Origin of the sequence: Paenibacillus sp. FSL P4-0338 (genome assembly GCF_038002365.1) — a bacterium.
Lineage (GTDB): Bacteria > Bacillota > Bacilli > Paenibacillales > Paenibacillaceae > Paenibacillus_AQ.
The window spans coordinates 517088-537173 of sequence record NZ_JBBOCG010000002.1; the positions used below are offsets into that span (position 1 = coordinate 517088).

General features: G+C 53.1%; 20 protein-coding genes. 16 read left to right on the plus strand and 4 right to left on the minus strand.

Annotated elements, in window-relative coordinates; translation table 11 throughout:
• Positions 1 to 150: 150 nt before the first annotated feature.
• Complete coding sequence (locus tag MKZ07_RS26310; RefSeq protein ID WP_341028543.1) at positions 151 to 873, plus strand: SDR family oxidoreductase; 723 nt, start codon at positions 151 to 153, stop codon at positions 871 to 873.
• Between the two features lie 49 nt (positions 874 to 922).
• Entirely contained in the window at positions 923 to 1558 is a 636-nt protein-coding gene (locus MKZ07_RS26315) for a ThuA domain-containing protein (RefSeq protein WP_341028545.1), read from the plus strand.
• Positions 1559 to 1664: 106 nt separating this feature from the next.
• Here the strand turns inward: MKZ07_RS26315 and MKZ07_RS26320 are convergent, their stop codons facing one another.
• A complete protein-coding gene (locus tag MKZ07_RS26320; RefSeq protein WP_036700208.1) occupies positions 1665 to 2552 on the minus strand; it encodes a CHAD domain-containing protein in 888 nt (295 codons plus the stop codon).
• Between the two features lie 223 nt (positions 2553 to 2775).
• Between MKZ07_RS26320 and MKZ07_RS26325 the strand changes: the two genes are divergently transcribed.
• Positions 2776 to 3681 (plus strand): lipoate--protein ligase family protein, encoded by a 906-nt coding sequence (locus MKZ07_RS26325; protein ID WP_051493993.1) that lies wholly within the window; start codon positions 2776 to 2778, stop codon positions 3679 to 3681.
• 30 nt (positions 3682 to 3711) lie between these two features.
• Here the strand turns inward: MKZ07_RS26325 and MKZ07_RS26330 are convergent, their stop codons facing one another.
• On the minus strand, positions 3712 to 4494 hold the full coding sequence (locus MKZ07_RS26330; protein WP_341028547.1) for a carbon-nitrogen family hydrolase: 783 nt from the start codon (positions 4492 to 4494) through the stop codon (positions 3712 to 3714).
• Between the two features lie 107 nt (positions 4495 to 4601).
• Here MKZ07_RS26330 and MKZ07_RS26335 point away from each other — a divergent pair, with 107 nt between their 5' ends.
• The 7 genes from MKZ07_RS26335 (at position 4602) to MKZ07_RS26365 (ending at position 10709) form a co-directional block, all read left to right on the plus strand.
• Complete coding sequence (locus MKZ07_RS26335) at positions 4602 to 5030, plus strand: MarR family winged helix-turn-helix transcriptional regulator (RefSeq protein ID WP_036700203.1); 429 nt, start codon at positions 4602 to 4604, stop codon at positions 5028 to 5030.
• 39 nt (positions 5031 to 5069) lie between these two features.
• Positions 5070 to 5705 (plus strand): nitroreductase family protein, encoded by a 636-nt coding sequence (locus MKZ07_RS26340; RefSeq protein WP_036700201.1) that lies wholly within the window; start codon positions 5070 to 5072, stop codon positions 5703 to 5705.
• A gap of 35 nt (positions 5706 to 5740) precedes the next feature.
• Entirely contained in the window at positions 5741 to 6037 is a 297-nt protein-coding gene (locus MKZ07_RS26345; RefSeq protein ID WP_036700199.1) for a putative quinol monooxygenase, read from the plus strand.
• Between the two features lie 267 nt (positions 6038 to 6304).
• Entirely contained in the window at positions 6305 to 7933 is a 1629-nt protein-coding gene (locus tag MKZ07_RS26350) for a phospholipase D-like domain-containing protein (RefSeq protein WP_341028550.1), read from the plus strand.
• Positions 7934 to 8000: 67 nt separating this feature from the next.
• Entirely contained in the window at positions 8001 to 8381 is a 381-nt protein-coding gene (locus MKZ07_RS26355) for a hypothetical protein (RefSeq protein WP_036700196.1), read from the plus strand.
• Between the two features lie 116 nt (positions 8382 to 8497).
• Entirely contained in the window at positions 8498 to 8824 is a 327-nt protein-coding gene (locus MKZ07_RS26360; protein ID WP_036700195.1) for an ArsR/SmtB family transcription factor, read from the plus strand.
• Positions 8825 to 8930: 106 nt separating this feature from the next.
• Entirely contained in the window at positions 8931 to 10709 is a 1779-nt protein-coding gene (locus tag MKZ07_RS26365) for a SulP family inorganic anion transporter (protein ID WP_076160087.1), read from the plus strand.
• Positions 10710 to 10825: 116 nt separating this feature from the next.
• Here the strand turns inward: MKZ07_RS26365 and MKZ07_RS26370 are convergent, their stop codons facing one another.
• A complete protein-coding gene (locus MKZ07_RS26370; RefSeq protein WP_036700192.1) occupies positions 10826 to 11137 on the minus strand; it encodes an ArsR/SmtB family transcription factor in 312 nt (103 codons plus the stop codon).
• Between the two features lie 172 nt (positions 11138 to 11309).
• On the opposite strand from MKZ07_RS26370, the gene MKZ07_RS26375 reads away from it, so the two are divergent.
• The 3 genes from MKZ07_RS26375 to MKZ07_RS26385 all read left to right on the plus strand — a co-directional run bounded on the left by MKZ07_RS26375 (position 11310) and on the right by MKZ07_RS26385 (position 14718).
• Complete coding sequence (locus tag MKZ07_RS26375; RefSeq protein ID WP_051493992.1) at positions 11310 to 11738, plus strand: hypothetical protein; 429 nt, start codon at positions 11310 to 11312, stop codon at positions 11736 to 11738.
• 660 nt (positions 11739 to 12398) lie between these two features.
• The gene (gene ltrA / locus MKZ07_RS26380; protein WP_036694821.1) at positions 12399 to 13691 is read left to right on the plus strand and encodes a group II intron reverse transcriptase/maturase; all 1293 of its coding nucleotides are present in this window, start codon (positions 12399 to 12401) and stop codon (positions 13689 to 13691) included.
• A 319-nt stretch (positions 13692 to 14010) separates the two neighbouring features.
• Positions 14011 to 14718, plus strand: a complete 708-nt coding sequence (locus tag MKZ07_RS26385) for a DUF1361 domain-containing protein (protein WP_036700190.1) — start codon at positions 14011 to 14013, stop codon at positions 14716 to 14718.
• Here MKZ07_RS26385 and MKZ07_RS26390 read toward each other — a convergent pair.
• Complete coding sequence (locus tag MKZ07_RS26390) at positions 14715 to 15080, minus strand: MGMT family protein (RefSeq protein ID WP_036700187.1); 366 nt, start codon at positions 15078 to 15080, stop codon at positions 14715 to 14717. The genes MKZ07_RS26385 and MKZ07_RS26390 overlap by 4 nt on opposite strands.
• Before the next feature lie 702 nt (positions 15081 to 15782).
• Between MKZ07_RS26390 and ltrA (MKZ07_RS26395) the strand changes: the two genes are divergently transcribed.
• From ltrA (MKZ07_RS26395) to MKZ07_RS26405, 3 genes are all read left to right on the plus strand, one after another.
• Positions 15783 to 17075, plus strand: a complete 1293-nt coding sequence (gene ltrA / locus MKZ07_RS26395; RefSeq protein WP_036694821.1) for a group II intron reverse transcriptase/maturase — start codon at positions 15783 to 15785, stop codon at positions 17073 to 17075.
• A 309-nt stretch (positions 17076 to 17384) separates the two neighbouring features.
• Positions 17385 to 18932 carry a spore germination protein gene (locus tag MKZ07_RS26400; protein ID WP_235218554.1) on the plus strand — a complete coding sequence of 516 codons (1548 nt, stop codon included), beginning with the start codon at positions 17385 to 17387 and terminating at the stop codon, positions 18930 to 18932.
• Positions 18929 to 20086, plus strand: coding sequence for a Ger(x)C family spore germination protein (locus MKZ07_RS26405; protein WP_036700183.1), 1158 nt, complete (start codon positions 18929 to 18931; stop codon positions 20084 to 20086). Before MKZ07_RS26400 ends, MKZ07_RS26405 begins: the two co-directional genes overlap by 4 nt.

The window sequence follows — 20086 nt, forward strand, 5'->3', positions numbered from 1 at the left end:
GTAACATAGTTCAAAATTAAAGCAAAAGTAAAGTTCTGCATAGCCCGGCCCCTCCCTTGAAGGATGTTGTTAACGGCCCGAGGCCATGCTAATGTGAGAGGGATGAATCTAGGCTCGGTGCATAATCATGCAGATATGAGGGGGGAGCTCATGAAAAGGGTTGCTTGTGTTACCGGTGCTGACCGTGGACTGGGATTGTGTCTCGTTCGATCTCTTTTGGAGAGTAAGTACATGGTGTTTGCCGGACAGTATTTGCCGGACCCTGCGGCATTGGAAGCTTTGAAAGCGCAATACCCGGATAGCCTGAGACTGGTCCCTCTTGATATCGGCAATGCAGGGAGCGTAAAGGAGGCTGCACGGAGTATTGCCGGGAGTACAGGGCACCTTGATATGATTATCAATAACGCGGGGATTATCCACCGGTCGGATGATGCAACGGTGCTCGTGGATATGGATGATGAAGCGATGGCGGAGATTTATAACGTGAACACGCTTGGTGCGCTGAGAGTGAGCAATGCATTGATGGGCTTACTGCTGCAAGGCCGCCAGCGTCTGGTGATTAATATCTCGTCGGAGGCCGGAAGCATCGGACGGAACAAGCGGATCAATATGTATGGCTATTGTATGTCCAAGGCCGCACTTAATATGCAGTCTTCGCTGCTGCACAATCATCTGCGTGCGATGGGCGGACAAGTGATGGTCTTCCATCCCGGCTGGCTGCAGACCTATATGAACGGGGAGAAGGATGCGAAGGCGCCTGTAACTCCTGAAGAATCGGCAGGCAAGATTATGACAATCGTTCATAACCATAAGATGTATTTGGCTGAAGAACCGGCTTTTATCGATCTGGACGGCAATCTCTGGCCCTGGTGACACGAACATTCAGGACAGGCTATCTTGGCAAAAGAGAGGTGTGTACATCATGTCTTCATACAAAGCACTGGCGTTCGGCAGCTATACTGAAGTGAAGTACCATCCCTTCGAGGGAGTAGACCGTGAACTGGAGCAGCTCCTTGAGCCCGAGTTCCATGTGGTCTCCACGGAGGATTACGGACGGATGAACCGGGCAGAGCTGGCAGAATGCAGACTGGTGATCTCCTATACGGAGTTCTCCGAGGAGCAATTACCCACTGCGCAGAGCGGGGCCCTGCTTGCTTATGTGGCTGGCGGCGGCGGGCTGCTTGTCGTGCACAACGGCATATCCCTGCAGCGTAATCAGGAGCTTGGGGCGATGCTTGGTGCCCGGTTCACCCATCATCCGGCGTTCACAGCGCTGCAGATGAAGGTGACTGCGCCGGAGCACCCGATTATGGAGGGGATATCTGATTTTGTTATAGAGGATGAGCCTTATTATTTCGAGCAGCATCCCCACTTCGGGACAACGGTGCTGGCCGAATATCCGCATGACGGAGCGATGAGACCGGCGGCATGGTGCCATGCCTTCGGTGAAGGCCGGGTGGTCTATCTGATGCCTGGGCATCATCTGCCTTCCTTCTCCTCAGAGCAGCTGCGCCGGATGATCCGCAGAGGCGGATTGTGGGCTGCCGGAATGCTGTAATACGTGACGCTTATGATAAAAGGCAGGATACCGCTTGGATAACATGCGGTGTCCTGCCTTTGTGTAAGAAATGGGATGATCAGCTATGATGCCCTATTTCGGGGGCTTAAGCATCAGCAACAGGGACGACCTCGTTCTGATGAAGAGCTTCCAGTACCTCTGCCCGCAGCGTATCGGTGAAGGCGGCCCAGACCTTTTTGCCGACATCCAGCTCTTCGCGCCCAATCGATTGCAGCGTCTCAAGCCATACCCGCTTGTCATTAATGAGTCCGAGCTGGTCCTGAATGTCCTTATAGAAGGCTTCATGGGCATGGAATTTCTGATTTAGCGCAAAAGCAGCCGCATTTGCCGTATAACGCAGTTCCTTGGCGGCGATCCGCAGCTCATGCAGAGCTTCGAAGGCTTCCTGCGATTCGGCTGCCGGACCCTTGAATAGGGTCTTACAGGATTTTTTCTTCTGTTCAAAGGCGACTTCAAGCTCGCGCATGGCTACATTGGCGTCTTTTTTGGCAGCGAGGGGTTCTAGGCCTGTCTTAATAAAAGGTGTCCACAGCGCTTCGAGCGCGTGGCCGGACAGCTTGGGCAGTGCCTTCTTCAGCTTCTTGCGGGCAGCCTTCCGTGTATCCTTCTGGTGTTCGATTACCGCCTTCAGCAGCTTGGCAGTCTTCTTATCGCCCGCCGCCTCCGCCGCCTTGCGCCGGTCCTCAAAAGACCCGATCAGCACATCTGCATCACGGACTCTGCCGAGCTTCTTCTGGGCCTGCTTGAAGCTTGTATACAATTCTGCCGTTGCAGTATGGCCCGGATCAAGAATGGACAACAGCGTCAGCAGCTTGCGGCTATTGACTCTGGCCTGATGAATATCCTCATCGTTGAACCCTTTGCGTGCATCCTTGCTGTAGTCCTGAAAATTAATATACAGCTTGTGCATGGCCTGTTCCCATTGCCTGGATTTACTAAGTTGCCTGTCCTTTGCCTGTGGTTCGGTTGTCATGCAGCATCACTCCTAGAGGTTGTGTATAGCATGAGCTTATGCGCGGATCTTATGGCTGGTATATTCTTCTGTACTACATTAAGGATAACGGGTTCGCTCCGCCATTTCAAATCTGTAAGGGGATACATTGCCGATTGTACGGTGCGAGTAGAGATCGGTTACAATGTGAATAGTTAACGGAGTTAAGATTAGCGCAGTCTTATAGATAGAAAGGGGAATCAGCATGCGGAGTGAACCTTATGATGTACTGGAGAGCGGGGCGGCGGGAAGGCTGCCGGAGCAGATGATCCTCTTCACACATACCGGCGGTGAAGCAGGGGAAGAGAGAGAAGAGGCATCTGCGGAGGATATGCTGATTCCGTTCGCTTTTGAAGAGGTGCTGTGCCGTGATGTCGGGGCCGGGAGAGTCCCGCCGGTGCTGCATCTCTGGAGCCACCCCGGCGGAGTCGCGCTGGGGCTGCGGGACAGCAAGCTGCCCCGCGCAGCAGAGGCGATGCAGGCGCTGGAGCAGCAGGGCATCCGTACGGCAGTCCGCCATTCGGGCGGCGCTGCGGTACCGCTGGATGCGGGAGTCATCAACGTGTCCCTCCTGCTGCCGAAGCCTGCGGGCAAGCTGGACTTCCACGATGATTTCCGGCTGCTGGCTTCGGTCATTACCGAAGCGGTAGCTGCGGGCTATCCGCAGGCAGCGGCGCAGATCCGGGCGGAAGAAGTCACCGGGTCGTATTGCCCCGGTGATTTCGACCTGGCGATCGGCGGCCGCAAGTTCTGCGGCATCGCCCAGCGCAGACAGAGCAGCGCGTACTTCGTCCACGCGTTTGTGATTGTGTCCGGCCCGGGGCTCGCGCGCGGAGAGCTCATCCGCCGCTTCTATCAGGATGCAGCGGACGGCGATGCCTCCCTGGACTATCCGCGCGTGCGGCCGGAGACCATCGCCGCGCTCGCGGAGCTTGGCGGCCCGGCTTCGGCGGCCGAATTCACCGCGGGCATCCGGCAGGCAGTTGCCGGCCGGGGAACCCGCCTGCTGCCGGCGGAACTGCTGCAGCAGGAGACGGGCTACAGCCTGCGGTACAACGACCCGCAGGTGCTTGAAGCAGCGCATATGCTGCGCGAGAGGTACGCCCGCTGAGGCGGGCTGTATGCGAAAAACAGCCCCCAACTACATATACAACTCCGGACGCCGGTCCGCGAAGACCGGGATCTGCCCCCGTACCTCCCGGACCCGGGCGAGGTCAAGCTCGCCGCTGAGGATCTCTTCGCAGCCGGAGGCCTCGCTGACAATCTCGCCCCAAGGATCGATAATCAGGGAATGTCCAGCGAAGGTATTCGCCGGATCTGCCCCTGCCCGGTTACATGCCACTACGTAGCACTGGTTCTCAATTGCCCGGCTGATCAGCAGCGCGCGCCAGTGAGAGAGGCGAGGGAGCGGCCATTCAGCGCTGATGAACAGGATCTCAGCCCCTCCGGCCATATGGACCCGGACCCATTCCGGGAAACGGATGTCGTAGCAGATCAGCCCGGCGCAGGTAATGCCGTCCAGCATGAACAGTCCTTTGGCGGAGCCGGGCTGGAGGTAGAGATGCTCCTCCATCAGCTTGAACAGATGCAGCTTGCTATACTCCCCGGTGCACGCCCCGCTGCGGTCAAAGACATACATACTGTTCGTAATGCCGCCGTTCTCCTGCCTGACGGCAATGGAGCCGGCAATGATATTCACGCCGTATTCCCGGGCCAGACCTGACATCAAGGCGCCTGTAGTATGTCCGCCGGTGTCGGCGATCTCGCCCAGCCGGGTCAGATCATATCCCGTTGTCCATAGCTCGGGAAGAATAATGCAGTCCGGCCGGCCAGCGGCAGCTTCACGAATTTTGCGCACGGCGGCAGCATAATTCACCTCCGGTTTGCCAAATGCTATATCGAGCTGAATCAGGGCTATTTTCATACAGCAGCCTCCTCCAAAAATTATTAGTTGACGGGTCAACGAATTGGGTGTAAAGTATGTTTTGTCGAAAAGGTTTTGCACAATTTACTTGCGTTAGGGGGTTAATCTTGAGCAAAGTTCAGCCGGATGAACATAAGATCTTTCAACTGCTGCAGGCCCTGCACAAAGAAATCGGCCCCAAATTCGAGCGCTGCGCCGGCATGACGCCAACCCGCTTCAGGCTGCTGCAAGAGCTGTACCGGACTTCCGAGATCAGTCAGATTGCACTGCAAAAACTTCTGGAAATCGATGCAGCAGCAGTTACCCGCCACCTGAAGGGACTTGAAGAGAACGGGATGATTGCCCGCCGCAATAATCCATCCGATAACCGGGTGACGCTTGTCTCCCTGACCGTTCAGGGCCGGGATCATATCCATGACTACCGGGAGAGCAAGACCGAGTTCATCAGCGATCTGCTGAACGGATTCAACGAACAGGAGCGCACGGTGCTCGCAGAGATGCTTACCCGGCTGCAGCATAATATCAATGTACTGTAGCCGTAACCTATAATCAAACCCATAAAGGAGCTATTTCACATGAACACTACCAAAAACAATGACTTCACCAGCATTATTACAGGACGCCGCTCGATCCGCAAATATGATTCATCCGTCAAAATCAGCAAAGAGGAAATGACAGAGATTCTGACTGAAGCTACGCTGGCGCCTTCGTCCGTGAATATGCAGCCTTGGCGTTTTGTAATCATCGAAAGCCCTGAAGCCAAAGCTAAGCTGGCCCCTATTGCCAAGTTCAACCAGACTCAAGTCGAAACCTCTGCAGCGGTGATTGCCGTATTCGGTGATATGAATAACTTCGATTACGCTGAACAAATCTACGGAACGGCTGTTGAACGCGGACTTATGCCTGCCGAGGTAAAAGAAAGACAGCTTGCCGCCCTCGGCGCCCACTTCGCTAAGCTGCCCGCAGATGTGAACAGAGAGACTGTGATGATTGACGCCGGTCTGGTCTCCATGCAATTGATGCTGTCCGCCCGCGCACACGGGTATGACACCAATCCGATCGGCGGATTCGAAAAGGATCAAATCGCTGAAATGTTCGGTATGGACAAAGAGCGCTACATTCCGGTTATGCTGATCTCGATCGGCAAAGCACTAGATGAAGGCTACGCCTCCGTCCGTCTGCCTATCGACACGATTGCTCAGTGGAAATAACGTTATACCCATGAAATTCTAGGAGGAAGATCTGAATGATTATTATCCATGCACTGCTTCATGTGAATCCTGCACGGGAGGAAGAGTTCCTGGCCACGGCGAAACCGCTGATTGCCGCCACGCACGAAGAAGAAGGGAATCTGTCTTACGAGCTGTATAAGCATGCAGCTGACGGAAGTCTCTATATTATGATTGAGACCTGGCGTGACCAGGCCGCCGTTGCCGCTCACAACACAAGCCCTCACTTCACCGGCTTCGCCTCCAAAGCGGGAGAGTTCCTGACCGCACCGCTTGAGGTTAAGGTGTATAGTGCTGAGGAATTGAGCAAATAATTAAGGTGTTAAATGATTAACCCTATACAATTTGGAATCCCGGGATGCTCCGGCAGTCTAATGACTGCTGCGGCATCCTTTTTTGTTTTGGGGTCCCCGCAAAGTACCTGAGTCATCACCTACGCTAAAGCCCCACTTTGTGGGGTTATTTTGAATGACCCCATGCCGTTTATAAAACGTACAAGCCGGGTATCTTACCTTACCCTGACTTGACTTGTCATTTGCTGGCGAAGCAGGCGCGGGAAGAACGAAGGAGATGAAGACAGCATGACTAGTGTACATAACAATCACCGGTTACCCTCAATTTCTACTGCTGCGGACCAGGACGGACAGCTCCAGCAGGATCTCATAGATTACGTGAATTATCACATTTCGGGCGGCTCCCTGGCCTCGCTGACCGAAGGCGCGGAGGAAGCTGAGCCGGCTTTTGCCCCTCTTTTGCAAAGTGATACCGCGCGCGCCTACCGACAGGAGAGCGGGGGCGTCATAACCGATATGCAGCAGCTCGGGCAGCTGCCGGGTATAAGCCAGGAATGGCTTAATCAGCTCGCGGACACAGTAGCGGGACTCGATTCCGGCAAGCTCAGGGCGCTGGCCCCGCAGACCACCCGGCATAACCGGGTAGATCCTTATGTGAACGGGCCGCAATGCCTGGACATGCTGCTCGGCGAGATCCGCAAGGCTGAACGTTATATTCATCTGTCTGTCATGCTGTTCTTCAATGATCATTCGGGGAACCTTATCGCGGATGAGCTGCTTCATGCACTTGAGCGCGGGGTAGCGGTCAGAATAATGGTGAATTATACAGTCACTGCGCTCGGATACGGCCAGAATCTGGAGGTGGGGCAATTCTCCGACATTGCCGGGCGTCTGGAGCAGGCGGGAGCCAGGCTGCTGGATACCTTCCACTCCTATTACGGTGCGGAGGAATGGGTTGCGAAGCGCAAGGCGCTGAAGTCACAGGGCGTGCCTGAGAGCATCCTTTTTCTGCAGGATAAGGTTCAGGAGGATGTGGAGGTGACCGGGCTGAATGTGATTGACCACCGCAAATTCATGATTATAGACGGAATAACTTCTATTATCGGCAGTCTGAATATCGGGGACCAGTATACCTTTGCGACACCTATCCAGGAAGCCCCGGACCAGCAGGTGGATGGACGTCCGCTCGGTATCCCCGCGAAGGAAGAGGAGTGGCATGACGGCTGCTTCCGCATTCAGGGGGCTGTGGCCCAGTCGCTGAACGCTGTTTTTCACTCCAGGTGGCTGCTGCTCGGGGGAGATCACTTTGACCTTGCGTCACCCTTTTATCGTCCTGCGGTGGACTATGCGTTCGGGGAGGAGGAGTGTACGCTCTTCGCGAGCTTTCCCGGCAACCCGGTGAATCTGATTCAGCAATATATTCTGGATGTGATCACCTATGCAGCCGATGAGACCCTTATTGTGAATCCGTATCTGATCGATCAGGCCTTCTGGGACCGGCTGGGTGAAGTGGGGCCGGAGCGTGCCTGCCATCTCGTCATCTGCAATCCGCTGGAGGTTAATGACCATCCGACGAACCGGGCGGCGGTGCGCAGCAACATGTATGTTCCCTTTTGTAACGGCGTATCCTTCTATGATTATAGTGCGACTGAACGCTTCTCCCACTGGAAAATCATCTACGACCACAGAGCGCAGGCGGTATTTCACGGCTCGTATAATATTAATGAACGGAGTGCCTGCCATGATTACGAGCTGGGCCTGCTGGTGAAGGGCAGAGATCTCGCGGAGAAGGTGAAGCGCATGATTGATTATGACCTCAGCGTCTCCCGTAAGATCAAAGGCAAACACGAGTTCTTCAAGCATCCCTGGCTGCATCCCAGCACGTATCTGAATAAAGCAACGCAGAACTACACCTGATATCCTCTCCGGCGTCCGGTCATGTATAATGGCGATATACCAATGAACGAAGATGGAGCTAATGAAGATGAACATACACATTCTTGGACAAGGTCCCCGGACCGGGGAAATCAGATTCGCGGCAGCAGAATGGGGGGAAGCCAGAGCCATCTGGTGCGGGCCGCCTGTACAGACGGGAGAGGTCTGGGAAGCTGAATGGGAGCTGCCGGCGCTGTTCATGAGCTGGGTCGATATTGTGCCGGCTCCCGGAGGTGCCTTTGGCCTGCGTATCGAAGGGGACATGGTTATCCTGACGGGCGTGCTGGAAAATATAGAGGAGGACGGCGCGGGTTATCTGCGGATCGGCCGCGACCTGATCATGTTCGAATGCCTGGGCGAACCCATGGCGCTGGGCGGGTTCGTTGAGCTGAGGACCCGTGAAGTGAGGCTGTATCCCGTGAATCTGTAAGGGCCGCAGGGCACCCGGCTTACGAACGATTTCCTGCCCCGGCATAGCCACCTTCAGGCAAATGCGCTAATATAATATAGATTGAAACAAGTAACAGCATAAGGAGCAGAAATCTGATGAACAGCGATATTCAACAATTTAAGACGGAATTCTTCAAGGCGCTGGCTCACCCGATGCGGATTCGGATTCTGGAGTTGCTTAGCGAAGGCGAGAAGAATGTGAACGAGCTGCAGGCGATTCTGGGCTCCGAAGGCTCTGCGGTATCCCAGCAGCTGGCCGTCCTCCGGGCCAAAAATGTGGTCACCAGCGTCAAGGAAGGGACCACTGTCATCTATGCCCTCCGTGATCCTCTGATCAAGGAGCTTCTGGCTGTAGCCAGGCAGATTTTCGACAATCATCTGGTGAGTACCATTTCCCTGCTCGAAGGCATCCGCAGCGAATAACCCCGGCTTCCGGGGGCGGATTACCCCGTTGACAAGAGCAGCGGGCAGGAGTAATGTGAGTATTATATTCAAATAATCAGATATTTAGAGAAAAGAAGGTTATAGGATGACAGGGTGGGGCCGTTTCAAAGGCTATAACATTGCTTCGCTGCGCAAGGATATCATTTCAGGGACAATCGTCGGCGTTATTGCCATCCCTCTCGGGATGGCATTTGCTATTGCTTCCGGTGTGAAGCCGGAGTACGGAATTTATACAACCATTGTGGCCGGTATACTGATTTCCTTATTCGGCGGGTCCAGGTTCCAGATTGGCGGGCCTACGGGTGCATTCATTCCTATTTTGTTCGCCATTGCGATGCAGTACGGGTATGAGAATCTGCTGATTGCCGGAATGATGGCCGGGGTAATTCTTGTCTTGATGGGTGTTCTGCGGCTGGGGGTATTGATTAAGTTCATTCCGAAGCCGGTGACTATTGGTTTTACGGCCGGGATTGCCGTTATTATTTTCAGCGGGCAGATTGCGAACTTCCTTGGCCTGAGGGATATGAAGCGGCATGAAAGCTTTATCGACAATATGAAGGAGATCGGGGCGCATCTCTCCACAATCAATCTGTATAGCATTCTGACTGCGGGAGTATGTCTCGCCGTAGTGGTGCTGGGGTTGAAATTTGCTCCGAAGGTGCCGGGTTCTCTGATCGGACTGTTGTGTGCTACGGTTATCGCTGCCCTGTTCTTCAGCGGCAAGGTGACGACCATCGGCTCTGCCTACGGAGATATTCCGAATACACTCCCTAGCTTTCACTTCCCGGTCATTACATGGGAGAAAATCAAGCTGCTGATCCGTCCGGCCTTTGTCATTGCACTGCTGGGGGCCATTGAGTCGCTGCTCTCCGCAGTCGTGGCCGACGGCATGTCGGGCAGCCGCCATGACAGCAACCGGGAGCTGATCGGTCAGGGGGTCGCCAATATCGCTGCGCCGTTGTTCGGCGGGATACCGGCTACCGGCGCGATTGCCAGAACCGCCACCAATATCCGCAGCGGCGCCGCGTCCCCGCTCTCCGGGATCATTCACGGTGTAGTGGTGTTCCTGATCCTGCTGCTGTTCGCCCCGTACGCCTCCAGCATTCCGCTGGCAGCGATGGCCCCGATTCTGATGGTCGTAGCCTGGAATATGAGTGAACGCAAGGAATTCCTTCATCTTCTGAAGCTGAAGACCGGGGATTCGCTGGTGCTGGCGATTACCTTCCTGCTGACGGTATTCGCCGATCTGACCGTGGCGGTAGAGGTGGGGCTGATCCTGGCCGTTGTCCTCTTCGTCAAGCGTATGGGCGAGGTACACAGAATCTCCAAGGTGCTGCCTGACCCGTCTTCCGTCAAGGTCGAGGCCCATATGGTAACCGAGAGCCACGACTGTCCGCAGATCGGAATCTACAATGTGGAGGGACCGCTGTTCTTCGGAGCCGCTTACCGCTTCGACCACACCATGCCCGAGCTCGGCCCGGATCAGCCTAAGCTTATCCTGCTGCGCATGGGCAAGGTGCCGCTGATGGATACGACAGGCGAGGCCAATCTGGCAGCGCTGGTGAAGGACCTGCAGGCGGCAGGCGGCAGGCTGATGATCTCAGGCATCCAGAGCCAACCGCTTGAGCTGCTCAAGAGAACAGGACTGTATGACCGGATCGGTGCCTCCCAGTTCTATGATCATACCGGCGAAGCGATCAATGATGCGCTGGGCAGCGTGAACCCCAGCCGTTGCCGGGGCTGCACACATGCGGCCTTCAGAGAATGCAGCGCCCTCTCGGGGCTGGAGGAATCCTCATCGCGCAGCGCGGCCTTCAAGGGCCGCACTCCGGCGGTGGCCCGCAAGCTGAGCGGCGGGGTATAACCCTTGTAATCCGGACAAAGAAATCGCCTTTTTGGTAAAATGGAGGGTCCGCCTTCCATCCCAAAAGGAGCGATTTCTTTGTCGTTTACTATAACATGTCCCCGCTTTATCCTATATTATCCTAAATCTCCTGCGTGCAGAATCATATCGACCAGACCTGGGAAACGTGTATTTAAGTCATCCTTTCTGAGCGAATAAAAGTGCTGTTTGCCTTCTATGCGCGGCTGGATAATTCCAGCTTCACGAAGCATTTTAACGTGGTGGGACAACGTTGATTTTGAGATGTGGTCGACTTCAAAGGCGGAGCAGCGTTTCTCGCCAGAACTGGCTAAACAATGTGCAATCTTCATGCGCAACGGGTCACCTAATGCATTGCAGACCGTGGTCAGACGCATCTCTGAAACTGTAGGTATCGATAAATGTCTCATAAGGTAGATACTAGCATATTCAATATCTTCTTTCAATGTTCGATAATTTTCGAATTATAATATACGTTGCTTTAGAAGTGTGGTATAGTTCTTCTTATGTTAAATAGTTGGAAAATATTCGAACTATAAAACAACTTTGTATAACACTACAGAAAATTCAGGAGGTAACAAAATGTCTAACACAACAAATGCCGGTAATACCACTAACGCTCAACACACGGATAAGAACATAACCATGTTAAACAACTATTTCCGTTTGTATGATGCCTCTCGCACCGACGATCGGGCGATGCACGACTTGTTGTCACTGTTCACGCAGGATGCTGAAATTGTATCGGGCGGGAGAAGCCGCACAGGATTCGAGGTAGTGATTAAGACTTTTTATGAACACAACAAAGACATTAAACATATGTGGGACGCATGGGTACTTCAGCCTGACGGCAGCTACCTGACCAACTGGGCAGTATGCGGACAAGCTGCCGATGGCACGGTCTATGCGAAGGCGGGTATAGATATTATGCATGTGAATGATATGGGGCAGATTACGTATCTGAAGAACGTGCAGACGACTGAGGATGAGTACAGTGAATATATTTCGTAAGCGAAAAGTAATTCATATGAGGGTTACTGCATAAGCCTACGGTTAGGCAGTAACGAACCGGCTCAAAGCAAAAACCGGCGGGGAATTTACAGACGTAAATTTCCCGTCGGTTTTATTAAAATATAAGGCGTGCCCAGAAAGCGCGTATCTTCTAACCGGTGAAAGTCCGGTCACGGGAGGGGCCAAGCCCCCGTGTAGCTAGGATGCCTGCGTACGGCGAAATCCGTGCGTAGAAGCGCATCGACAAAAGTCCGGTCAGAGACAGGGCGAGCAACCCGCCAGGCCGTAACATGAAGTGAATCCTGCCGCGTCGTCATAAAGGCCCCGCAAGGGGGAAGAGAGGAAGTCGAACCTCGCTTATATGGGTGAAGACCATGGAAGCTGCAGAGAACTTGGAACGGCAGTGAAGAATCCTCCGGCGTATGGGGATCGGCATGGAAGGAAAGAAGACATAGTGAACTGGGGAGACCCTCCCCCACACGGGAGGATTTTTTTTTTAGAAACCCGTAAAAAGACGCTCTATAAGTCCAAAAGATGAAATGAACCGTCTGTGGGAAGGGAGTCCGAGGGGCTCATAGTACCGAGGAACCTAAGGACAACATAACCTTAGGGAGAGAAGGAGCCCTGCTTTGTTTATGCTTTTGGAGGAGGTACGAGTGAGTGAATGCCAGTAGGCTAACGACACCTAAGGAAAAAGTTCAAGAACTCCAAGAAAAGCTAGGTCATGCGGCCAAGGAGAACAACAAGCGTAAATTCCATGCACTGTACGACAAAGTCTACCGCTGGGATGTGCTGAGTGAAGCCTGGAAACGGGTGAAAGCGAACAAGGGGGCTGCCGGAGTAGATACGGTGACGCTCGCGGATATTGAGAAACAAGGAGAAGTGCAATTTCTCAAAGACTGCGAGCGAGCATTAAAGGATGGTAACTACCACCCACAGCCCGTACGGCGGCACTATATCCCAAAGAAAGACGGGAAACCAAGACCGCTGGGCATACCCAGCGTGCGCGACCGAGTGGTGCAGATGGCAACCAAACTCGTCATTGAACCGATCTTCGAAGCGGATTTCGAAGAAGTATCCTTCGGATTTCGCCCGAAGCGAAGTGCGAAAGGAGCACTGGATCGAATCCGGAAAGCCTGCAACCGCAAAGGAAATTGGGTAGTCGACGTCGACATCCAAGGTTACTTCGACAATATTAACCAGGAGAAACTGATGAAATTGGTACAAATGCGTATCAATGACAGACGAATCCTGAAGTTAATCCGGAAGTGGCTTCAGGCGGGAGTCATGGAAGAAGGAAACGTAAGACGTTCCGATTTAGGCACACCACAAGGTGGAGTGATCTCACCACTTTTGGCGAACATCTATCTGAACTATTTTGACCGACTGTGGGAAAAACACGGGAAAGGAGTAGGTGAACTCACGAGGTATGCAGACGATCTTGTGGTGGTCTGTAAAACTAAAAAGGACGCCGGACATGCGTATGAACTCATACGCAGAATCATGGAACGTCTGGAGCTGACGCTACACCCAACCAAAACCCGTATTGTCGGCTTATGGACAGGAGACGAAGGATTCGACTTCTTAGGAATGCACCACCGGAAAAAGAAGGCAGAAACATCCCAAGGCAAGGTGTATTACACCACGCAGCAGTGGCTAACGAAGAAGGCGGAGGAACGAATTCGAGGCGTGGTTAAAGAAAGATTAGCACCGCCCAGCATGCGTTCGAAATCGTTTGCGGAACACGTGGAATGGCTCAATCCCAAGATTCAAGGATGGAGAAACTACTATTACACAAAGTACAGCCAAAAGAGGTTAGCAAAACTGGATTGGTATATTCTGCAACGATTTACCCGGTGGTATGCGAAGAAGAGACAACGAGGAAGATGGATGAGATCCCGGTCAGAAGTTAGATATTTGACCATCCAATATGGACTAAAAACGCTATTGTAATCTGCATGCCGATGAATGACAAACATCGGAAAGCCGTATGAGGGAAAACCTCACGTACGGTTTGATGAGGAGGGGCTGGGTTGCACCAGCCCTTTACTCTAGAACTTATATGTTGCACACGATAACTTATCCTTCTATTTCTCGCTGAAACGGTACCGTCCTTTAAAAGGACGGCGAAGCCGTTTCCACTTGTGTCTTGTCCACTTGTCACTGGATATCCCGTGAACCCTCCCGTTGAACCTTCCCATATTGGACACTCCAGCCCCATATTTGTACAATTACATAAATGGACTATATCAAGGTAAGGAGATTATCCTTCATGAAAGAACTGAATTACACCAAGGTCTTCATCCTTCTGGCTGCTATGACGGCGGCAACGCTGGCGGTATACCGCGTAGTTTCGCTGCAGACGGATACGTTCTATGCCTTTCTGATCTGGAATCTGTTTCTGGCCTGGGTGCCTTTCTTCTTCTCCATGGCCGCGCATGAGCTGGATAAGCGGAAGATCGGGGGGCTGCTGATTCTGCCGTTGGGCGTTGCCTGGCTGCTGTTTTTTCCGAATGCGCCTTATATTATGACCGATCTGATTCATCTGACCGTCCGCAAAAGCAAGTATATCGTCGGCGGAACGATCCAGAACCGGTACTGGTATGATCTGACCACCCTCCTCCTGTTCACCTGGAGCGGCTGGCTGACCGGATTCTTCTCCCTGTACCAGTTCCAGCACGTGATATACCGGAAAAGCAACATGCTGCTCTCGTGGGTCTTCGTCCTGTTCGCCTGTGTTATGGGCGGCTACGGCGTCCTGCTCGGCAGAGTCTACCGGCTGAACAGCTGGGATGTGCTGACGGACCGCCATCAGCTGTACCGGCTGGTCATGGACAGCCTGAACCGGCAGTCTGTGTTCTTCAGCCTGTTCATCGCTTTTGTCCTGCTGGTGATCTATGCCACGATGTATTGCCTGCTGAACGGGCTGGGGGGCGGGAGCCGCAGGAGTTATTCCGAGAGCCGGAGGAAGATAGGTTAAATGTCCTCCTCATCGCCGAGTTCAGGCGGAAGCTCCATGTCCATCTCCAGCTCAGGAGCCGGAACATATTGGTAGCGCTCCAGGTCAACCATGCCCCGTTCATCGAAGCTAACGCCCTCTCCGGTTAAGTACAGCTGCTGCAGGGAGGCGGACTCGTCTTCGGTGAGCGAGATCATGCCTTTGGCGTTGATAACCCTGTGCCACGGCAGCTTGTACTTCCTGCTCATGGAGTGCAGAATGCGCACGACCTGCCGTGCTGCCCGGGGGCTTCCGGCCGCCCGGGCAATTCCGCCGTAGGTCATGACGGAGCCTTCCGGAATCGATTGAATGATGAGGATAACTTTTCGTGTGAATGGTGTCATCTTGCGGGCTCCTTTAAATTCTCATTCTGTAACAATACTATTCTAACCATAACATAAAGCGACTGCTGCAAGGAGCATTGGCACTAGTCCAGCAGTAACTGACAATCTCATACGAAGCTTGGCCTCAGCCGGCCCCTCTGTTACAGAGCGGGCTTATTTGAAATATAAGGCGTGCCCAGAAAGCGCGTATCTTCTAACCGGTGAAAGTCCGGTCACGGGAGGGGCCAAGCCCCCGTGTAGCTAGGATGCCTGCGTACGGCGAAATCCGTGCGTAGAAGCGCATCGACAAAAGTCCGGTCAGAGACAGGGCGAGCAACCCGCCAGGCCGTAACATGAAGTGAATCCTGCCGCGTCGTCATAAAGGCCCCGCAAGGGGGAAGAGAGGAAGTCGAACCTCGCTTATATGGGTGAAGACCATGGAAGCTGCAGAGAACTTGGAACGGCAGTGAAGAATCCTCCGGCGTATGGGGATCGGCATGGAAGGAAAGAAGACATAGTGAACTGGGGAGACCCTCCCCCACACGGGAGGATTTTTTTTTTAGAAACCCGTAAAAAGACGCTCTATAAGTCCAAAAGATGAAATGAACCGTCTGTGGGAAGGGAGTCCGAGGGGCTCATAGTACCGAGGAACCTAAGGACAACATAACCTTAGGGAGAGAAGGAGCCCTGCTTTGTTTATGCTTTTGGAGGAGGTACGAGTGAGTGAATGCCAGTAGGCTAACGACACCTAAGGAAAAAGTTCAAGAACTCCAAGAAAAGCTAGGTCATGCGGCCAAGGAGAACAACAAGCGTAAATTCCATGCACTGTACGACAAAGTCTACCGCTGGGATGTGCTGAGTGAAGCCTGGAAACGGGTGAAAGCGAACAAGGGGGCTGCCGGAGTAGATACGGTGACGCTCGCGGATATTGAGAAACAAGGAGAAGTGCAATTTCTCAAAGACTGCGAGCGAGCATTAAAGGATGGTAACTACCACCCACAGCCCGTACGGCGGCACTATATCCCAAAGAAAGACGGGAAACCAAGACCGCTGGGCATACCCAGCGTGCGCGACCGAGTGGTGCAGATGGCAACCAAACTCGTCATTGAACCGATCTTCGAAGCGGATTTCGAAGAAGTATCCTTCGGATTTCGCCCGAAGCGAAGTGCGAAAGGAGCACTGGATCGAATCCGGAAAGCCTGCAACCGCAAAGGAAATTGGGTAGTCGACGTCGACATCCAAGGTTACTTCGACAATATTAACCAGGAGAAACTGATGAAATTGGTACAAATGCGTATCAATGACAGACGAATCCTGAAGTTAATCCGGAAGTGGCTTCAGGCGGGAGTCATGGAAGAAGGAAACGTAAGACGTTCCGATTTAGGCACACCACAAGGTGGAGTGATCTCACCACTTTTGGCGAACATCTATCTGAACTATTTTGACCGACTGTGGGAAAAACACGGGAAAGGAGTAGGTGAACTCACGAGGTATGCAGACGATCTTGTGGTGGTCTGTAAAACTAAAAAGGACGCCGGACATGCGTATGAACTCATACGCAGAATCATGGAACGTCTGGAGCTGACGCTACACCCAACCAAAACCCGTATTGTCGGCTTATGGACAGGAGACGAAGGATTCGACTTCTTAGGAATGCACCACCGGAAAAAGAAGGCAGAAACATCCCAAGGCAAGGTGTATTACACCACGCAGCAGTGGCTAACGAAGAAGGCGGAGGAACGAATTCGAGGCGTGGTTAAAGAAAGATTAGCACCGCCCAGCATGCGTTCGAAATCGTTTGCGGAACACGTGGAATGGCTCAATCCCAAGATTCAAGGATGGAGAAACTACTATTACACAAAGTACAGCCAAAAGAGGTTAGCAAAACTGGATTGGTATATTCTGCAACGATTTACCCGGTGGTATGCGAAGAAGAGACAACGAGGAAGATGGATGAGATCCCGGTCAGAAGTTAGATATTTGACCATCCAATATGGACTAAAAACGCTATTGTAATCTGCATGCCGATGAATGACAAACATCGGAAAGCCGTATGAGGGAAAACCTCACGTACGGTTTGATGAGGAGGGGCTGGGTTGCACCAGCCCTTTACTCTAGAATGTATAGGTTTCACGCTATACATTATCCTTCTATTTCTCGCTGAAACGGTACCGTCCTTTAAAAGGACGGCAATGCCGTTTCCACTTGCTGTGCCATTCAGGGGCCGGGCGGCTTCTGCTTCTCCTATCCAGCAAATTCTGGCGAATAGGAGTTAGAGAGACGGGGGATAATCAGAGCAATAGATCTCTGACAGGAGTGATAGCGGTGAAGAACAAGCATTCTGCACTGAACAGTGAAGCTGCCGGTACCCTGTCCGCGCATCCTCCGCTAAGCCCTTCGCTGGAGGAGACGGTGGAACGGCTGCGGAAGATTTTCAATAACGACGGGACACTGAGAGTAAGGATCATAGAGAACAGCCAGGGCGCTCCCGTCCGCTGCGGATTAATCTATGTCGATGGAATGGTGGACCGGAATCTGATTCAGACAGGGATCATCAAGCCTGTATTGGCTTACCAGCCCGCAGAAGAAGAGTATCGGGACCCCAAGGTTCTAATGGAAAGAATCCGGATGACCGTTATTGATACGCCTGATGTCACGGCCACCGGGGAGCTGGAGGGATTGATCGGAGCGGTCGTCAGCGGGAAGGCGTTGCTGCTCCTGGATGGCTATGCCGGAGGGCTGGTTATCAATGTTCAGGGATGGGATTCCAGAGCGATAGAAGAGCCTACTACAGAAAAAGCAGTGCGCGGTCCCCGGGAGGGGTTCACCGAATCGCTGCTTGTCAATCTGACCCTAATCCGCCGCAGAGTGCAGGACCCGGATCTGAAATTTGAATTCACGCAAATCGGAACACGCAGCAGGACACAGACCTGCATCTGCTATATGGAGGGCCTGGCCTCTCCTGCCATTATTAAGGAGCTGTATGACAGGCTGGAGAAGGTGGAGCTTGATCTGATTCTGGATACGGGTTATTTGTCCGAGCTGATCCGTGACGAGCCGTACTCTCCGTTTGAAACTGTCGGAAATACCGAGCGGCCGGACACACTGGTAAGCAAAATCCTGGAGGGCCGGGTTGCGGTGCTCATCGAAGGCACCCCTTTTGCGCTGACTGTCCCTTATGTATTCGTAGAGAACTTCCAGGCCAGTGAGGATTATTATATCAATTATTATTTTGCATCGTTTAACCGTGTGCTTAGAGTGATGGGCGCCTTCATGTCGATCAGTATTCCGGCCGGTTATATTGCCCTGGTGACCTATGCCCAGGAGATGGTCCCCACTCTGCTGCTGCTAAGCATTGCGACCGCAAGGCAATCGGTGCCTTTTCCAACCATAGTTGAAGCCCTCCTTATGTTGACCATCTTCGAGGTGTTGCGGGAAGCGGGGGCGCGGATACCGACTTCGATTGGGCAGGCGGTAAGCATTGTCGGAGCGTTGGTGCTGGGCCAGGCTGCTGTGGATGCCCGGATTGTCAGTGCGCCGATGGTCATCGTGGTGGGCTTGACAGGGATAACGACCCTGCTGAATCCAAGGCTGACCGGGCCGCTGATCATCGCCAGACTGGCGCTGCTGGGCGCCACCTTTTTCCTCGGTCTCTACGGATATTTCTTCGGTCTGCTCGGTCTGGTCATTCACCTGATGAGTCTGCGCTCCTTCGGGGTCTCTTACATGCTGGGAGTTGGCTCGATCCGCCCGCAGGATATTAAGGATACAACCATCCGTGCCCCCTGGTGGGATATGAATCTGCGGCCGGCGATGATTGGAATGCGCAACCGGAGACGGAAGCCGCCGAAAAGACCGGCGAAGCGGTCATGAGATCCCTGCGAAGAGGGATCGCCTCTCTGATCTCACTACTGCTGCTGTTGAGCCTGGGACTCACCGGCTGCTGGAATTATACCGAGGTGGATGATATGGCGATTGTAGCCGGGGTGGCCATTGACAAAGATGAGGATGGGAAGCTGTTGCTTACAGTAGAGATCGTAGATACTGGCGGGGCAGCCAACAAGGCTCAGGCGGGCTATAAAATGGTCAGTCTCAGCGGGAATACGATGTTTGAAATCGTCCGCAATATGATCTCTATGACCGGCAAGAGGCTATTCTGGAGTCACGCCAAGGCAATAATCATCAGTGAGGAAGCCGCCAGAGAGGGGCTGGTGAAAGTCATTGACTGGTACAGCCGGGACACGGAGACCCGTTCGGATGTGTTCATCTTCATATCAGGAGAGAAGACGGCCCGCGAGGTGCTCAATCTGAACAGTACCACAGAAGCGATTCTGTCTTTTGAATTAGCCCAGATGATGCATGACGAGAAGTATATGAACATCGCTCCGGCTGTGGAGATCTGGGATTTCATTGACAAGCTGGAGACTTCAGGGATTTATGCTACAGCCCCAATCATTCATATTCATCAGAAAAATGGTGAAAAGAGCGAAAGGGTGGCAGGCACCGCCGTATTCGTGAAGGACCGGATGGTGGGCAAACTGAGCGGCGATGAGACGAAGACGATGCTTATGATCAAAAATGTACTGCAAGGAGGGGTGCTGGTTGTGGATGATAAGCGGGGGAACCCGGCGTATTCCCTGGAGATTGTCTCCAATCAGACCAAGCTGAAGCACCAAATGGTAAATGGCAGGCTCCAGATGGAGATTCGTACGGCAACCAAGACGGGGCTGGATGAGGTGATGACCACGGACGGATTCTTAAAAAATGAGACTATTCATGATATTGAGCAACGGGCGGCTGAGCAGCTGCAGGCGGATATTCTTACGTTAGTTCATAAGATGCAGCAGCAATATGAAGCTGATATTTTTGGCTTTGGCGAGAGCCTGTACGAGAAGCAGCCCAAGCTCTGGGCGGAGCTGAAGGATCACTGGCCTGAGGTCTTTGCCGGTCTTGAAGTGAACGTCAAGTCCAAGGTGACGATACAGAGCAGTGCCAAGACATCGCGGGCCATCCGGCTGGGAGATTAA